The following is a 15,965-nucleotide window of genomic DNA, read 5'->3' on the forward strand; positions in this document are numbered from 1 at the left end:
GGCTCAGATCAGCGAGAAGCCGAAGGCGTCCGCCAGACCCTCGCCCGAGCCGGGGCCGCGACCGGTCTGCAGGGCCTCGTCGACCCTAGCCTCGCCTGTCGAGGTCAGCCGCTCGACCAGGAAGCGGGCGGTCCGAGCCTGAACCCAGGGCATCAGGAAGCCGAGGGTGATCAGAAGGAAGAAGAGGTTGGTCACGATCAGCCACCACAGGGCGATGGCCTTGACGTTCAGCTTGAAGCTGGCCCCGTCGACGCCGACGCCGGCGGTGATCGAGCGCAGAATGGCGGCCTGATAGGGGGCCCAGATCAGCAGGATCAGCGGCGCCAGGCACAGCATCACGGCGTAGATGATCCCCATCATGGCCATCTGCGGCATGGGAGGGGTGTTGGAGGCCGTGGAAGCGCCCGCCCCGGTCGCCACGGCGATCACGACGGCGATGATGATGAACAGGAAATAGGGGACGATGGTCCCGAACCAGCCCAGGGCGAAGGCGCCGTAGACGCCCTCACGCTCGGACTTGGCCGCATAGAAGCGGAAGCGGCGATTGCCGAAGCTGAGCGCGCTCCAAAGGCTCTCGGCCAGCTGGCGTTCGCCCGCGGGGGCGTACCAGCCCAGGGTGATGCCGTTCAGGAACATGATGCCGAGGTATTTGAAGCCGAAGCCGGTCGCCGAGCCGCCGAGCTCGAACCGGATGCCGCGCCATGTCGTGCGGCTGGCCATGTAGCGATAGGCGGTGAAGACGCCAAAGCCCGAAAGCCAGAAGATGAACAGATAAAGGGGCAGGATGATCAGGCCCGCGTACATCGGGCCCGCGAACTGGACGGCGAATATGATGAGCAGGAAGGGCAGGCCGAGCACCAGCAGGGCCAGCAGGAAGCCGATGAACAGCTCGACGCCCCGGCCGGTGTATTCGAAGGCGTCGCCGTTCAGACGGATGCCCTGCCAGACGCGACGGCGCACCTCGGTCTTGCCCCAGAAGCGCCAGAGAGTGAGGGTGATCAGGTTGAGCAGGCCGTTCTTCAGGCTGAGGCCCAGGAAAGAGGACGGCCGAAGGGTGGTGTCGAACTTCAGGGTCTGACCGCCGGACGGCGGGCTCCCGATGGTGTCCTCGACCGCGATCGGCGGCAGGCCGGCGGACTCCTCGGGCGGCAGCCCGGACGGCGTGTCGGTCATTTGAATGTTCCCCCTTGTTATCCGAACGCTAGACCATCGCGGGCGAAGGGCGCAACCGCAGGCCTGTTCAGCCGGGAGGGGAAAAACAACCTGACGGCGCTTGTCCTAGCAGCGCTTGCCCTGACGCTGGCGCTGTTCGCAGCGGCGTTGCTCGCGCTCCCAGTCGCGCTGTTCGCGTTCACGTTTGGCCTTGGTCTCTTCGTCCGAGGTGGTGACCGCGTCGATGCCGGCGCCGGCGACCCCGCCGACGACCTTGGCCGTGCCGCCGACCACGGCGACGCCCGCCCCGGCGACCGCCCCGACGAGGCAGCCCTGAAGCAGGGCGGCGGTTCCCAGAACCACGGCCAGCGTGAGGGCGAGTTTGGGCGCGCGCGTAGAGGCGATGATCATGACTGGGTCTCCCGAAGCCATGACGTTAACCCTGAAAGGGTGAACGGAAGCTGACCGGCCGGCCTTAAGCCGGTTCCGTCGCCGTGGGCAGGCGGTAGTCCTTGAGCCGCTCGCGGATCAGCTTCTTGTCGACCTTGCCGGTGGCGCCCAGGGGGATGTCGTCGACGAAGACGACATCGTCAGGCATCCACCATTTGGCGATCTTGCCGACCAAGAAGTCGAGGTGCTCCTGCTTGTCCTGGGTCTGGCCAGGCTTGAGCTTGAGGACCAGGACCGGGCGCTCGTCCCACTTCGGGTGAGCCGCGCCGATGACGGCGGCCAGTTCGACCTTGGGATGACCGACCGAGATGTTCTCGATGTCGATCGAGGAGATCCACTCGCCGCCCGACTTGATGACGTCCTTGGCGCGGTCGGTGATCTGCATGAAGCCCATCTCGTCGATGGTCGAGACGTCGCCGGTGTCGAAGAAGCCCTCGGCGTCCAGGATGCTCTCGTCAGACCGGAAATAGGCGCCGGCGATGGTCGGACCCTTGATCATCAGACGGCCGTAGGTGTGCCCGTCGTGGGGCATGTCCTGACCGGCGTAGTTCTTGAGCTTGAGCTCGACGCCAAGGGGCGGGGTGCCCTGTTTGATCCGGTATTTCATCTGCTCGTCGTAGGGCAGGGCCAGGGTCTCGGGCGTCATGTTGGACAGGGTGCCGATGGGCGATGTCTCGGTCATGCCCCAGCCCTGCAGCACCTCGATGCCGAACTCGTCGTGGAAGGCGCGGATCAGGCTCTCGGGCACGGCCGAGCCGCCGATCAGGACGCGTTTGACGGTCGGAATCTGCAGCTTGTTCTCGCGCAGGTGGGCCAGCAGCCCCTGCCAGACGGTCGGCACGGCGGCCGAGAAGGTCACGCCCTCGCTGACGATCAGCTCATAGATGGATGCGCCGTCCATCTTGGCGCCCGGCATGACCAGCTTCGACCCGGCCGCGGGGCCGCCGAAGGCGATGCCCCAGGCATTGGCGTGGAACATCGGCACGACCGGCAGGATGACCTCGGACGGGGTCGCGCCCAAGACGGTCGACTGCAAGCCCAGCAGGGTATGGATGAAGTTGGACCTGTGCGAATAGAGGACGCCCTTGGGGTTCCCGGTCGTACCCGAGGTGTAGCAGAGGCCGCAGGCGGTGTTCTCGGGGAAGTCACCCCAGGTCACCTCGGTCGAGGCTTCCGACAGGATGGCCTCATAGCATTCGGCGCGCGGCAGGGCGGTCGCGGGCATGGTCCATTCATCGGTCATGACGATGACCCGCTCGACCTTGGGGCAATGCGGCAGGATGGCCTCGAGCAGGGGCACGAAGGTCAGGTCGACGAAGATCATCCGGTCTTCGGCGTGGTTGATGATGTAGATCAGCTGTTCCGGGAACAGGCGCGGGTTCAGGGTGTGGCAGACCGCGCCGATGCCCATGATGCCGTACCAGGCCTCGATGTGCTTGCCGGTGTTCCAGGCCAGGGTGGCGATCCGGTCGCCGGGCTTGACCCCCCAGCCTAGCAGGGCGTTCGACACCCGCTTCGCCCGGGCGTGGATGTCGGCATAGGTGGTGCGGACGATGGGGCCCTCGACCGAGCGGGTCACGACCTCCCTGTGGCCATGCCAGTTCTTCGCATGGTCCAGAATCTTGTCGACCGTCAGGGGCCAGTCCTGCATCAAACCCAGCATCGCACTTCCTCGAATTGCACCGGCTGATCGCGGCGCTTGCGGGCAAGCTACTCAGGTGAACGCTGATAAGCAAACGTGACCCAACGTCACTCCACGAACTGGAAACCCTGCCTGCATCAAGATGTTGGGATGGACAGCGCGAAGCCCTCCTCTTTCAGCGGCCCGGAACCGATCGGTTGGCCCTTCCCCTGGTGGGGTCTGTTCGGCGGTGGAGTTTTCATTGCCCTGGCCGCCTCTCCAGTGGGCGCCTGGATCGGCATAATCAGCGTCTGGGCCTGGCTGATGTGTGGTGTTCCCTTCGCGATTGTCGGCGAATTGGTGGGCGCAGGGCCGGCGGCGACGATCGCCGGGCCCGCCGTTCTGGTTCTTCTTTCGATCGGCGTATCAATTCATGCGATCGTGAGGGCGCGCGAGCGGCAGGTCCGCGGGCTTCTCATGAACAAATTGGCCCTGTTCATCCTGCTCGTGACCGGCATGACCGTGTCGGTGTTCACCTTCGGCAACGCCTGGCCCTACTAGCGGGCCCTACTAGCGGGCCCTACTAGCGGGTGGGGGCCTCAGGCCCTAGAAGGCCGCCATGACTATCCTGATCGCAATCACGGGGGGCTCCGGCTCCGGCAAAAGCACGCTCGCCGAGGCGATCGTCTCGTCCCTGCCCGAAGGGGCGGCGGTGCTGGTGCGCGAAGATTCCTACTACCGCGATGCGGCCAGCCTGCCGGACTTCGACGCCGCAACCTTCGACTTCGATGATGTGGCGGCGCGCGATCATGAGCTGATGGCCGAGGACCTGACGCGGCTGAAGGCGGGCAAGCCGATCACGGCGCCGGTCTATTCCTTCATCCACCACGGGCGTGAGCCGGAGGGCGAACCGATCCCCGCCGCCGAGGTGATCGTGGTCGAGGGCACCCACGTTCTGTGCACTCCCGGGATGACCGAACTGTTCGACATCCGGGTCTTCGTCGACACCCCGTCCGACATCCGCTTCATCCGCCGGCTGCTGCGCGACCAGGCCGAGCGCGGTCGCACGGCCGAGTCGGTCATTCACCAGTATCTGCTGACCGTGCGCCCCGGCCACGAGCGGCTGACCGAGCCCTCCAAAACCCACGCAGACTTCATTGTCGCCGATGCTACGGCGGCGGTCCGATTGGAAGATCCCCAGGCCGTGGTGCGGCTGGCGGCGCCGGTTCTGGCGCACCCGCTTCTGGCCCCTCTGGTCGAAAGGGCTGAACGGGCTCGCTAATTTGCTTGCGAGCTTCGCCGTTTCGCGACAGGCTGAGAATAACAGCAGTCGGTCAAATGCCCCCCGAGAGCCAAACGCCCCCGCCGTCCTCCCCTGAAGACCCCCGAAAGGCGGCCATTCTCCGCAGCGCGCGCAAACCGTTCATGAGCGCCGGATACGCGGCCACGCGGATCGAGCCGATCGCGCGCGAGGCCGGGGTCTCCACCGCCACCCTCTATGCCTATTTCCCCTCCAAGGAGGATCTGTTCGCGGCGGTGATCGTGGACGCCGCCGACGATTTCGAGCGGCAGATGTCCCATGTGGGCGCTGTCGGCGGCCCGGCGCGCGAGCGGCTGACGCAGTTCATGACCGCTTATGCCGGCTTCATGGGCGACCCCTTCGTGCGGTCGGTCTTCCGTCTGGTGATGGCCGAGCGGCCGCGCTTCCGCGATACGGCGATGAAGTTCTTCGACCGCGGCCGCAGCGACTTCGGCCGTCCCCTGATGACCGCCCTGATGGAGCTGAAGGCCTCGGGCGAGCTGGTGATCGACAAACCGTCCTGGGCGGCGGGCCAGCTGATGGGGATGATCGAACACCCCATCTTCTTCATGCCCCTGGTCACCGGCGACGAGGTCCAGGCCGCGCGCTCCATCGAACAGATCGTCTCGGACGCGGTGGAGACCTTCCTGGCGCGGTATGGGGCGAAGTAGGGGCGTCTCTTGCGGCTGAACAGAGGCCGGCGTTTGACCTCGTGCGGGCCTGCGCCGGCAATGGTCTGTCCTGCGCGGCCCGTCAGACCTGACGTCGGTCTTCCATCAGACACGCCGGCTCAAGCAGCCCCGGCAAAATCCTCTGACAGGACAGGCCGCTGACCAGGAGGTGATGCGCGAAGGCAGGCTCGCTCGGGAACACAAGTTCGCGGAACAGTTCGCCGCGGCCATTGAAGCAGTCGAGCACGCTGCCGGGATCACGATTATAGGCTTCCAGCTCGTCCGCCCGTGCCGTGAGTTCGGCACGGAACGAATGTTCGTCGTCCCACCGGATCAGATCGGGGAACATGGTCTTGGGGTAGTTGAACCAGTGAAAGCGCCCCGCATTCGGGTGTGACGCCAGCATCGGGGCAATCGGGATCGGCTTGAATGCGAGGTGGTCGCCCCAATAGTAGCTGACGCGGCTATGAAAGGCCGCGGCGTGGGCAAACGCTTTTCGCGAGCCGCCGAAAACGAGATCGCTCTCCATGAAAATCTCATCCGGAGACGCGAGATGCCGGACATGATCAAGTCGGGCGTCCGGTACGTAGTGCAGGTCGGTGCGCAGCTTGTAGACAGCGTCGTAGCGGATGTCGTGCTCGGCTTCGTAGGCTTCCAGAAGACGCCACGCCTCAGCCAGCTTCAGCCACTGGGCCGCCTTGCCGCCTTCGGGGTGTGTCAGAAGCGCAGCCTCTTCCTCGGCCAGCGCGCTGTCGTCCTCGATAAACCGCCAGGCCTTTGCGAGGCCCAGGAGTTCCTTCTGGGCGGCGTCTTCAGCGCGGTTCGTCACGACGAAAAGATCCGCTGTCTCGGTCCAGCCCCGGAACAGGTGCAGCGTTCGATCGATACACCGGGTCTGGCCGCTGACGATTATTGCGATACGGGGCGCCGTCGTGGTCATTCAGCGTCCTGCCGCCTGGGTATCTGACTCCGAGCGTTTAAGCGCGAAAGATCGGGCAATATCAAGAATGCCGAGCCTCAGGCGGCGGGAGAGGAAATCTCCGCCGCTTCCGGTCCCTGGAGGGCGTTCGGAATTTCCGTCGAGCGCCGCTGAACCTCGCCGGCCGTCTAGGGATACAGCCGCTCGCGCCGCCATTCGCCATCGGCGCGGTCGAACCTCAGCCGGTCGTGCAGGCGGAAGGGGCGGTCGCGCCAGAACTCCACCGCCTCGGGAATGACGCGCCAGCCGGTCCAGCGGGCGGGGCGGGGGACGTCCTGGCCGTCGAAGCGGGCGGTCTCGCGGGCGACGGCGGCTTCCAGGGTCTCGCGGTCGGCCAGGGGGCGGGACTGGTCCGAGGCCCAGGCGCCGATGCGGCTCTCCCTTGCTCGGGTGGCGAAATAGGCGTCCGCTTCCTCGACGCTCACCGGCTCGACCCGGCCGCGCACCCGCACCTGACGGCGCAGGGACTTCCAGTGGAACAGCAAGGCCGCGACGGGGTGGGCCGCCAGCTCGACGCCCTTGTCGCTCTCGGCGTTGGAGAAGAAGGTGAAGCCCCGGTCGTCGATGTCCTTGAGCAGGACCATCCGGCTGTCCGGCGCGCCCGACGCGTCGACCGTCGACAGGGCCATGGCGTTGGGGTCGTTGGGCTCGGTCGCCTTCGCATCCGCCAGCCACTCCAGGAACAGGCCGATGGGCTCGGCCCGGTCGAAGATGGTCTCGTCGCCGTTGGCGGCGAGGGCGGCGGCATAGTCCCGCGCATAGGTCTCGCGGTCGGGGCTGGCGGGGATGGCGGCGTTCGTCATGGGCCGGGATATAGCGGCTTGTGATGCAAAACGCATTGTTCTGGATCAAGACGCCCGCCCGAGAACGAGGTTAACCCGCTCTTGACCATGTTGGCGACAAGGCTTGCGGATGCGCGCGCCCAGCCAGACCCTGACCCAGGCCTATGCCATTCTCGGCCTGCACGGCCCGACGGACGGAGACGCCGTGAGGCGGGCGTTCCGGACGGCGGTCAAGGCTGCACGACCCGACCTTCCCGGCGGCGACGACGACCGCTTCCGCCGCGTGATCGCCGCCTGGCGCCTGATCCTGGAGGAGGGCGGGGCCCTGACCCCGCTGGAGGCCCCGAAGGCCTCGCCCGAGGCCCTGCCGGTGGTGGGGATCAATCCGGTGCAGGCGGTGCTGGGCGGCCAGACCACGGTGCGGCTGGGCCAGAAGCGGCTGAAGATCACCGTCGCCCCCGGCATGCGGACCGGCGATCATCTGAGGCTGCGCGGGGCGGCCGCCGACGGCGCCGACCTCTATCTGCCGATCCTGATCCGCCCGTCCGACGGGCTGACGGTGCTGGGCGATGACCTGCACATGAGCTGGGCCGTGGCGCCGCGCCTGATCGAGGACGGCGGCCGGGTCGAGATCGACACATACGCCGGCACGCGGGGCGCCTGGGTCACGCCCGGGCTGACGGTCCCGGTGCGCATCCGGCTGCGCGACATGGGTCTGCCGGCGCGGGGAAGCCGGCCGGCGGGCCATCTGTTCGTGACGCTTCAGCCGTCCGAGGACGCGCCCTCGGCCGCCGAACATCTGCTGGCCCGGTTCACGCGGGTCTGGACGCCGGAGCGTCTGGCGGCTTAAGCGGGGGCCATGTCCCACAACACCTTCGGCCATCTGTTTCGCGTGACGACCTGGGGCGAGAGCCATGGGCCGGCGATCGGCTGCGTGGTGGACGGCTGTCCGCCCCTGATCGCCCTGACCGAGGCCGATCTGCAGCCCTGGCTGGATCTGAGGAAGCCCGGCGGCAGCCGGTTCGTGACCCAGAGGAACGAGAGCGATACCGCGCGCATCCTGTCGGGCGTCTTCGACGACGGAAACGGGCCGGTCACGACGGGGACCCCGATCGCCATCGAGATCCAGAACGAGGACCAGCGGTCCAAGGACTATGGCGAGATCGCCCGCGCCTATCGCCCCGGCCATGCCGATGTGACCTATCAGGCCAAATACGGCGTGCGCGACTATCGCGGCGGCGGCCGGTCCTCGGCGCGCGAGACCGCCAGCCGGGTCGCGGCGGGCGGGGTGGCGAGGAAGGTGCTGGGCGAGGGGATCAGGATCCGCGCCGGCGTGGTCCAGTTGGGCCCGCACCGGATCGCCGACGAGGCCGTCGATTTCGACGCCGTCTATCAGAACCCCCTGTTCGCCGCCTCGGAAGCGGTCGTGCCCGAATGGGAGGCCTATCTGGACGGCGTCCGCAAGGCCGGGTCCTCGATCGGCGCGGTGGTGGCGCTGGAGGTCACGGGCGTGCCGGCCGGCTGGGGCGCGCCCCTCTATGCCAAGCTGGACGCTGAACTGGCCGCGGCCATGATGTCGATCAATGCGGTCAAGGGTGTCGAGATCGGCGCGGGCTTCGGCGCGGCCGAACTGACCGGGGAGGCCAATGCGGACGAAATGCGGATGGGCGAGGACGGCGACCCCGTCTTCCTGTCCAACCGTGCGGGCGGCATCCTGGGCGGGATTTCCACGGGGCAGCCGCTGACCCTGAAGGTGGCGTTCAAGCCGACCTCCTCAATCCTGACCCTGCGCCAGACGGTCAACCGCGACGGCGAGGAGGTCGATCTCAGGACCAAGGGGCGGCACGATCCCTGCGTCGCCCTGCGCGGCGTGCCGGTGGTCGAGGCCATGGCCGCCTGCGTCCTGGCCGACGCCATGCTCAGGCACCGGGCCCAGGCGGGTCGGTGAGCGCCGATCAACCCCGGCGGGTAGGGGGTGGCCGGGGCGGGTGAGCTTGGCTAGGCTGACCCCATGAGCGCTTCGCCCCAGCATGATCGCCGCACCCGCATGTTTCGCCGTGCCCGGCTCGGCGTGCTGATCGCAGCCCTGGCGCCGCTGACGGCCTTTGCCGCCCTGCTGGGCTTCAAGTTCAATGTCTGGTCCATCAGTTTCGCGCTGGACGTTCTCACCCTGAAGGTCGTGCCCGTGCTGGCCGTGATCGGTGTGTTCGGAGCCCTTTACGCGGCCTTCGCCGCACTGGCCGAGCGGCGCTATGCCGGGTCGCTGGGGCTGGCGGCGGTCGTGATCTCGCTGCTGACGATCGGCGCCTTCGGCTGGCACTACGCCCTGGCCCGCGACGCCCGGGGCGGTGGCGACGTTTCGACCAACGCCGCCGATTCTCCCTACTATCCCGAGCGGGTTATCGCCGCCCGTGCGCGCGATCACGCCGCGCCCGTTCCGGCCCTCGCGGACGCCGGAGGCTGCGAGGTCAGCTTCCTGCCCACCCAGGTGGCCCCGAGCGTCGCCGCCTATGGTCTGGACAAGGCGGGCTTCGACATCCCGGCAGCGGGGGTCGGCGGCGGCTCCGGAACCCTGATCACCTTCTGGTACAACCGCACTTATGACGCCGTGGTCCGCATCCGGCCGGGCCGGACCGATGTGCGCGTCACCGCCCGCGATCCCGACCACGACCAGGGCAAGGCCTGTCGCCTGGCGCGCCAGATCCTCGCCGGGATGACGGCCTAGGTTCTCAGGCTCCAGATCGCGTCCAGACCGGCCGCCGGTTCGGCCGTGACCCGGCCGTCGCGCGCCAGCTTGGTCAGATGGGCGAGAACCGACAGACTGGCGGCGGGCCACAGTCGCTTGTCGACGGCTGCGTAGAGCACGGGGACCATGTCGGCGATGGCGCGATCCCCGGCGGCCAGCCGCTCCAGCACCTGGTCCTCGCGCGCCTGACGGTGGGCGCGATAGGCGATCAGGAAGGGGGCGGGGTCCGTGATGGGCGCGCCGTGGGTGGGCCAGATGACGGCGAAGTCGCGGGCGATGACGGCGTCGAGGCTGGCCATATAGTCGGCCATGTCCCCGTCCGGCGGGGCGACGACGGTGGTGGACCAGCCCATGACATGGTCGCCGCTGAACAGGGCGTTCTCTTCCCGCAGGACAAAGGCCATGTGGTTGGAAGCGTGACCCGGGGTGGCCAGGGCCTCGATCGTCCAGCCGTCGCCCGGGATCACCTCGCCGCCGGTCAGAATCACATCGGGCGCGAAGTCGTCGTCCTCGTCCTCTTCAAGGGGGCGGAGGCGTGGATGGTGTGGGCGGGCGGGCGGGCGGCCAGGATGACCGCTCCGGTCGCTTCGGCGAAGGGACGGGCGAGGGGAGAGATCGCGGTGAGTGTGGGTGACCAGCACATGGCTGACGCGCCGGCCGTCGACCGCCGCCAGCAGGGCCTTCAGATGGGCGTCGTCTGGCGGGCCGGGATCGATCACGGCGACGGCGGACCCGGGCTCAGGGCGCCCGACGATATAGGTTCCGGTGCCGGTGAAGGTGAAGGGGCCCGGGTTGTCGGCGATGACCCTCTGTGTCAGCGGCGAGACCTGATCGCGGCGGCCATGGACGACATCGATGTCACGAACGAAAGGAATCATCGGGCGATTTTCCATCAGCGCGCGGGGTTGGGGCGGTTGATCTAGCCGGAACGGGACCATTGGTGTCGAGAATCCGGAGCCGGCGACAAGGCTGGCCCGGCCCTTGCCTTAACAAGACGTAAATCCTCTCCTGGAGCTGCGTCATGGCCAAAGCCATCGCCCTTAATGTCTCAAATCGGCTCCAGCCTGTCGCGGCCGCGATTCTGTGTCTCATGGCGGCGCAACTGATCACCGCCTCCTGCACGCCCGAACCGGCGCCCTATGCGGCGCGCGCCGCACTGATCCGCTAGGCCCGACCCGCCAGATCAGAGGGGCAGGCCGCCGAGGTTGTAGCCGGCGGCGGCGGCGGCGTTCAGGATCTGGTCGCGCGACAGGGCGCCCGAGCGGCTCGAGGCCAGGGCCCAGGCGGCGGTCGACCGCATACCGGACTTGCAGAACAACAGCACAGGCGCGCCGTCCTCCAGCGCCGCGGCGACCGCCTCAACCACGCCGGCATCCGGCAGGCCGCGGGCAGGAGCGTGGACATAGTCCAGCCCGGCGGCGCGGGCCGCCGCCTCGATCTCGGCCGAGACCGGCTGGCCAGGCTCTTCATGGTCGGGTCGATTGTTGACGACGCGGCGCACGCCCAGTGCGACTGCTTCGGTCAGATCGTCCGGCAGGACCTGACCGGAGACCAGGACGCCCGGAACCAGCTGGCGAAAGTTCGACATGCGTCGCTCCTATTGCCGGCGAACACGCACGGCGCGGCTGCGCCCGACCGTCAGCAGATAGCTGCCCAGGCTGGCGCGACGCACCCGGACCGCCTGTCCGGCCTCGTTCTGGAAGGTCACGCGCTCGCTGTCGATCTGCCGCCAGGTGCTGCCGTCGGACAGTACAAATACCCATTTGTTTTCCCCGGCCATGACGGCGCGGGTCAAAGTTGTCTCGACCGAGTCGATCCGTTCCGGGGCCGGACCCTGCTCGAACAGGGTGATGGTGGGCAGTTCGAAGCCGAACAGCTGGCGCCGCGCGGCGGTGACCTGGGCCCGGTCGACAACCACGACCTCGCCCTGCTGCTGGGCGGTGTCGAGGGCGCCGGCGGCGGCGTCATAGCAGGCCAGACGGGCTTCCGGGGCCGTCACGGCGCGGCAGGCGACCAGCCGGGACAGGACTTCGGGGCGCTCTGCAGGCGCGGCCTGTTGCGCTGATGCTGCGTCCGCGAATGCGGCGAAACAGGTGACGGCCAAGAATAGGGCGGAGGTTCCCTGGAGGGATCGGGGGCGCAAACGCATGGTAGAGATCACCGGTTCCAGTTGGATTCAGGAAATTTTTCGTCTCGGACGACCTTAGACCGGTCGCTCGTTGGGTCATAGTCGCCTCCGAAGAGAACGTGTCTCGAATACGACAGTCCCGGGGCGAGTTTGTTACACGTGTGTAATTGCTGTGGCGCAACACGGAACAAGGCGCCTAACCTTCGTTAGCGATCCGGAAATCCGGTCCGGGGTCAGCGAAAACCAAAACAGAGGTCGGGCCCAGCTTTCTGGAAGGAGCGGGGCCACATTCAGGAGAACGATCCTTGAGAACCCAACAAACGCGTCAACGCCTTCTGGCCACGACCATCATCACCGGGGCGGCCCTGGCGGCCTTCGCGGCGCCTGCCTTCGCGCAAAGCGCCGACCCGCAATCCGATGAAGTCGCCGAAGTCGTCGTGACGGGCTCGCGCATTCCGCAAGCCAACCTCGTGACCACCAGCCCCGTCACCCAGGTGACCTCGGAGGACATCAAGGTCGCCGGCGTGACCCGGGTCGAAGACCTGGTCACCCAACTGCCGCAAGCCTTCACCTCGCAGAACTCGACCGTTTCGAACGGCGCGTCCGGCACGGCGACGGTTTCGCTGCGTAACCTGGGTTCGGACCGCACCCTGGTCCTGATCGACGGTCGCCGCATGGGCTACGGCTCGCCGGCCGACACCGCCGCCGACCTGAACCAGATCCCCGGCCAGCTGGTCGATCGTGTTGAAGTCCTGACGGGCGGCGCCTCGGCCGTCTACGGTTCGGACGCCATCGCCGGCGTCGTGAACTTCATCATGAAGAAGGATCTGGAAGGCATCCAGATCAATGCCCAGTACGGCATGTACCAGCACCACAACGACTATGACGGCATCGGCAACGTCCGCGCCGAAATCGAGCGTCGTGGCCTGACCAACCCCGCCGAGTTCAAGCTGCCGGAAGACGACGTGTCGGACGGCGAAAGCCGCGACATCACCATCTCGATGGGCGTCAGCTCGCCGGACGGCAAGGGCAACATCCTGGCCTATGCCGGTTACCGCTCGAACAACCCGATCCTGCAGCGCGACCGCGACTATTCGGCCTGTACGATCGCCGTTCCCGCCGCCACCGCCCCGTCGACCTACACCTGCGGTGGTTCGGGCACCTCGGCGACCGGCCAGTTCAACGACTTCCTCGGCCACAACTACACCGTCTCGGGCAACACCTTCGTCCCGTTCAGCACGGCCAACGGCGCCTACAACTTCGGTCCGGCCAACTACTACCAGCGCCCGGACGAACGCTACACCCTGGGCGCGTTCGGTCACTATGAGATCAACGAGCACGCTGAGGCCTTCACCCAGCTGATGTTCAACGACTATCAGTCGGTGGCCCAGATCGCTCCGTCGGGCGACTTCTTCAACACCTCGACCCTGAACTGCGGCAACCCGCTGATGTCCGCACAGCAGAAGGCTGCCATCGAGTGCTCGGCGGCCGACATCGCGGCCGACAACACCAAGCCCTACTACGTCGGGCGTCGTAACGTCGAAGGCGGCGGCCGTCAGGACTCGCTGACGTTCGAATCCTACCGCGCCGTCGTCGGTCTCCGCGGCCTGATCACCGATGGCTGGAACTACGACATCGCGGCCCAGTTCTCGAAGGTTCGCCTGGCGCGCACCTATCTGAACGAGTTCTCGATCCGTCGTCTGAACAACGCCCTGGACGTCGTCAGCGTCGGTGGCGTCGCCACCTGCCGTTCGGTCGTCAACGGCACGGACCCGAACTGCGTCCCCTACAACGTCTTCTCGGCCGGCGGCGTCACCCAGGCCGCCCTGGACTATCTGCAGGTTCCGCTGGTCAACACCGGCACGACCACGCAGCAGGTCGTCACGGCCGCCGTCACCGGCGACCTCGGCGTCTACAACATCCAGTCGCCCTGGGCCGCCAGCGGCGTGAAGGTGGCGTTCGGCGCCGAATACCGTCGCGACTACCTGGAAAACACCTTCGACATCACCTTCACCTCGGGTGACGGCGCGGGTCAGGGTTCGGCTCCGCAGAACATCGCCGGCGACGCTGACGTCACCGACGTGTTCGGCGAAATCCAGGTGCCTCTGGCCGACGATCAGCCCTGGGCCTATTCGGCCTCGATCGACGCGGCCTTCCGTCACTCGGAATATTCGAACCTGTCGACCGACACCTACAAGTTCGGCGCCGACTACGCCCCGACCCAGGACGTCCGTCTGCGGGCCAGCTTCTCGCACGCCGTTCGCGCGCCGAACGTCGTCGAACTGTTCTCGGCCCAGTCGATCGGCCTCGTTGGTCTGGGTGGCGATCCCTGCTCCTCGACCGGCACGGCCACCCTGGCCCAGTGTACGGCGACGGGCGTTCCGGCCGCCAACTACAAGTCTGCCGGCCTGAACAACGCCGCTGACCAGTACAACGCCCTGTTCGGCGGCAACCCGAACCTGACGCCGGAAGAAGCCGACACCTTCACCGCCGGTGTCGTGTTCACGCCGAGCTTCCTGCCGGGCTTCAACGCGTCGGTCGACTACTTCGACATCACGCTCGACAATGCCGTCAGCGCGCTGGACCCGACCACCACCCTGGACAGCTGCTACAACGACAACCTGGCCTCGGCCTGCGCCCTCATCCACCGCAACCCGGCCAACGGCTCGCTGTGGATCGGCTCGGGCTACGTCGAAGCCACCAACATCAACATCGGTGGCGTCAAGACCTCGGGCGTCGACCTGAACGCCAGCTACGGCGTCGATCTGGCCGACTGGGGCGCTCCGTCCTACGGCTCGCTCAGCCTGGCCCTGGTCGGCACCTGGGTCGAGAAGCTGGAATCGGACGACGGTCTGGGCCAGTCGTCTTCGGTGGTCGAGTGCGTCGGCTACTACGGCGTGCCTTGCGGCGTGCCGAACCCCGAATGGCGCCACCGCGTCCGCCTGGGCTGGAACACGCCCTGGAACGTCTCGGTCGCCGGCACCTGGCGCTACTACAGCTCGGTCGAATACGGATCGAGCCTCGGCACCTCGCCGACGCGCCTGGACCACGAGCTGGAAGAGCAGAACTACTTCGACCTCTCGGCCGACTGGCAGATCACGGACACGGTCTCGGGCCGCGTCGGCGTGAACAACGTCTTCGACCGCGATCCGCCGCTCACCTACTCGGGCGACACCTCGAAGAACGGCAACACCTACGGGCAAATCTACGACACCCTGGGTCGCTTCATGTTCGTCAGCGTTTCGGCGAGCTTCTAAGCAAACCTGCCGATCCTTCGGGACCGGCGAACTTTCGATACGGAAACGGGCGGGGGATCTTCGGATCCCCCGCCTTTTTCTTTGGATGGATTTTCTTCGAGCCGTGTTTTTCTTCGCCCCGGAAAAACCATTCCCGGGCGACAAGCGTTACGGTGCGCGCCGTCGGGAGAGTTCCGCACCGGCGAGCCGTTTCAACGACTTCGGATTCTTCATGCTGAGCCTCCTCGCCGCCGCCGCCCTGCTGTTCCAGACCCAGACGGCTCCAGTCCTGACGAACCCGGCGCCGCACGATCAGGACGGACCGATCGCCACGGCGTCGGACGCCGCCGTCGCCGAGACCCCGGCCCAGCTGCGCATGCGCGAGGCCCTGGCCTATTCCAACCCCATGCCGCGCGGCGCGCCGGATCGCGACTATCCGCTGGTCGCCTGGTGCGACGCCCTGGTTAGCGGCCATGTGAAGCTGGGCGAGACCCTGACCGACCGCAATCCCGAGGATCTGGAGATCATCCGGCTTGGCAAGCTGGAGGCGGCGGACTTCCGCGGCGCCCTGGCCGCCGCTCGCCCGCGCGAGTCGGCCGCGACCCGCGCCGCCGCCGACGCCGCCGCGGCCGAGGCAAGCGGTCGCTGGACCGCCGTCCTGGCCCAGACCGACGAGGCGGCGCGCAGCCAGGCCTTTGGCCTGTTCTTCGGCCTGCCCGGCCGCTGCGAACACGCCGCCCGCCGCATTCGCGAGAACATCACGACCCCGCCGGCGACACTCAAGGACGTCGGCCTGGAGTCGGTGGGGGAAGATCAGGCGCAGTAGTTCACGCCCCTCTCCCATAGGGAGAGGGAGGGGCCCGCGAACGTTAGTGAGTGGGAGGGTGAGGGGTTCTTTCG

Annotated in this window: 17 protein-coding genes; 9 read left to right on the top strand and 8 right to left on the bottom strand. The window is 67.3% G+C overall.

Annotated elements, in window-relative coordinates:
• Nucleotides 1-3: 3 nt before the first annotated feature.
• From IFJ75_RS01715 to IFJ75_RS01725, 3 genes are all read right to left on the bottom strand, one after another.
• Entirely contained in the window at nt 4-1,173 is a 1,170-nt protein-coding gene (locus IFJ75_RS01715; RefSeq protein WP_207870858.1) for a YjgN family protein, read from the bottom strand.
• A gap of 105 nt (nt 1,174-1,278) precedes the next feature.
• Nucleotides 1,279-1,563 (bottom strand): hypothetical protein, encoded by a 285-nt coding sequence (locus IFJ75_RS01720; RefSeq protein ID WP_207870859.1) that lies wholly within the window; start codon nt 1,561-1,563, stop codon nt 1,279-1,281.
• Between the two features lie 64 nt (nt 1,564-1,627).
• Nucleotides 1,628-3,265: a long-chain-fatty-acid--CoA ligase gene (locus IFJ75_RS01725; RefSeq protein ID WP_207870860.1), complete on the bottom strand. Its 1,638-nt coding sequence runs from the start codon at nt 3,263-3,265 to the stop codon at nt 1,628-1,630.
• 129 nt (nt 3,266-3,394) lie between these two features.
• Between IFJ75_RS01725 and IFJ75_RS01730 the strand changes: the two genes are divergently transcribed.
• From IFJ75_RS01730 to IFJ75_RS01740, 3 genes are all read left to right on the top strand, one after another.
• The gene (locus tag IFJ75_RS01730) at nt 3,395-3,784 is read left to right on the top strand and encodes a hypothetical protein (protein ID WP_207870861.1); all 390 of its coding nucleotides are present in this window, start codon (nt 3,395-3,397) and stop codon (nt 3,782-3,784) included.
• A 58-nt stretch (nt 3,785-3,842) separates the two neighbouring features.
• Nucleotides 3,843-4,505, top strand: a complete 663-nt coding sequence (udk, locus tag IFJ75_RS01735; RefSeq protein ID WP_207870862.1) for a uridine kinase — start codon at nt 3,843-3,845, stop codon at nt 4,503-4,505.
• A gap of 143 nt (nt 4,506-4,648) precedes the next feature.
• A complete protein-coding gene (locus IFJ75_RS01740) occupies nt 4,649-5,194 on the top strand; it encodes a TetR/AcrR family transcriptional regulator (RefSeq protein WP_263973007.1) in 546 nt (181 codons plus the stop codon).
• An 82-nt stretch (nt 5,195-5,276) separates the two neighbouring features.
• Here the strand turns inward: IFJ75_RS01740 and IFJ75_RS01745 are convergent, their stop codons facing one another.
• Both IFJ75_RS01745 and pdxH read right to left on the bottom strand, forming a co-directional pair.
• Nucleotides 5,277-6,134: a hypothetical protein gene (locus IFJ75_RS01745; RefSeq protein WP_207870864.1), complete on the bottom strand. Its 858-nt coding sequence runs from the start codon at nt 6,132-6,134 to the stop codon at nt 5,277-5,279.
• 167 nt (nt 6,135-6,301) lie between these two features.
• Nucleotides 6,302-6,976: a pyridoxamine 5'-phosphate oxidase gene (pdxH, locus tag IFJ75_RS01750; protein ID WP_207870865.1), complete on the bottom strand. Its 675-nt coding sequence runs from the start codon at nt 6,974-6,976 to the stop codon at nt 6,302-6,304.
• Between the two features lie 109 nt (nt 6,977-7,085).
• On the opposite strand from pdxH, the gene IFJ75_RS01755 reads away from it, so the two are divergent.
• The 3 genes from IFJ75_RS01755 (at nt 7,086) to IFJ75_RS01765 (ending at nt 9,680) form a co-directional block, all read left to right on the top strand.
• Nucleotides 7,086-7,805: a DnaJ C-terminal domain-containing protein gene (locus IFJ75_RS01755; protein ID WP_207870866.1), complete on the top strand. Its 720-nt coding sequence runs from the start codon at nt 7,086-7,088 to the stop codon at nt 7,803-7,805.
• 9 nt (nt 7,806-7,814) lie between these two features.
• Nucleotides 7,815-8,903, top strand: a complete 1,089-nt coding sequence (gene aroC, locus IFJ75_RS01760) for a chorismate synthase (protein WP_207870867.1) — start codon at nt 7,815-7,817, stop codon at nt 8,901-8,903.
• Between the two features lie 63 nt (nt 8,904-8,966).
• Nucleotides 8,967-9,680, top strand: a complete 714-nt coding sequence (locus IFJ75_RS01765; RefSeq protein WP_207870868.1) for a hypothetical protein — start codon at nt 8,967-8,969, stop codon at nt 9,678-9,680.
• On the opposite strand, the gene IFJ75_RS01770 is transcribed toward IFJ75_RS01765, so the two are convergent.
• The gene (locus tag IFJ75_RS01770; RefSeq protein ID WP_207870869.1) at nt 9,677-10,579 is read right to left on the bottom strand and encodes an MBL fold metallo-hydrolase; all 903 of its coding nucleotides are present in this window, start codon (nt 10,577-10,579) and stop codon (nt 9,677-9,679) included. The two genes, IFJ75_RS01765 and IFJ75_RS01770, sit on opposite strands and share 4 nt — an antisense overlap.
• Before the next feature lie 143 nt (nt 10,580-10,722).
• On the opposite strand from IFJ75_RS01770, the gene IFJ75_RS01775 reads away from it, so the two are divergent.
• Entirely contained in the window at nt 10,723-10,869 is a 147-nt protein-coding gene (locus IFJ75_RS01775; protein WP_207870870.1) for a hypothetical protein, read from the top strand.
• A 15-nt stretch (nt 10,870-10,884) separates the two neighbouring features.
• Here IFJ75_RS01775 and IFJ75_RS01780 read toward each other — a convergent pair whose 3' ends face one another.
• Nucleotides 10,885-11,289 carry a TIGR01244 family sulfur transferase gene (locus tag IFJ75_RS01780; protein WP_207870871.1) on the bottom strand — a complete coding sequence of 135 codons (405 nt, stop codon included), beginning with the start codon at nt 11,287-11,289 and terminating at the stop codon, nt 10,885-10,887.
• Between the two features lie 9 nt (nt 11,290-11,298).
• Nucleotides 11,299-11,805, bottom strand: coding sequence for a hypothetical protein (locus IFJ75_RS01785; RefSeq protein ID WP_207870872.1), 507 nt, complete (start codon nt 11,803-11,805; stop codon nt 11,299-11,301).
• Between the two features lie 329 nt (nt 11,806-12,134).
• On the opposite strand from IFJ75_RS01785, the gene IFJ75_RS01790 reads away from it, so the two are divergent.
• Together IFJ75_RS01790 and IFJ75_RS01795 are read left to right on the top strand one after the other, a co-directional pair.
• Complete coding sequence (locus IFJ75_RS01790) at nt 12,135-15,086, top strand: TonB-dependent receptor plug domain-containing protein (protein WP_207870873.1); 2,952 nt, start codon at nt 12,135-12,137, stop codon at nt 15,084-15,086.
• 211 nt (nt 15,087-15,297) lie between these two features.
• The gene (locus IFJ75_RS01795; protein ID WP_207870874.1) at nt 15,298-15,891 is read left to right on the top strand and encodes a hypothetical protein; all 594 of its coding nucleotides are present in this window, start codon (nt 15,298-15,300) and stop codon (nt 15,889-15,891) included.
• The last annotated feature ends 74 nt before the right edge of the window (nt 15,892-15,965 follow it).

Origin of the sequence: Brevundimonas goettingensis (genome assembly GCF_017487405.1) — a bacterium.
Taxonomy (GTDB): domain Bacteria; phylum Pseudomonadota; class Alphaproteobacteria; order Caulobacterales; family Caulobacteraceae; genus Brevundimonas; species Brevundimonas goettingensis.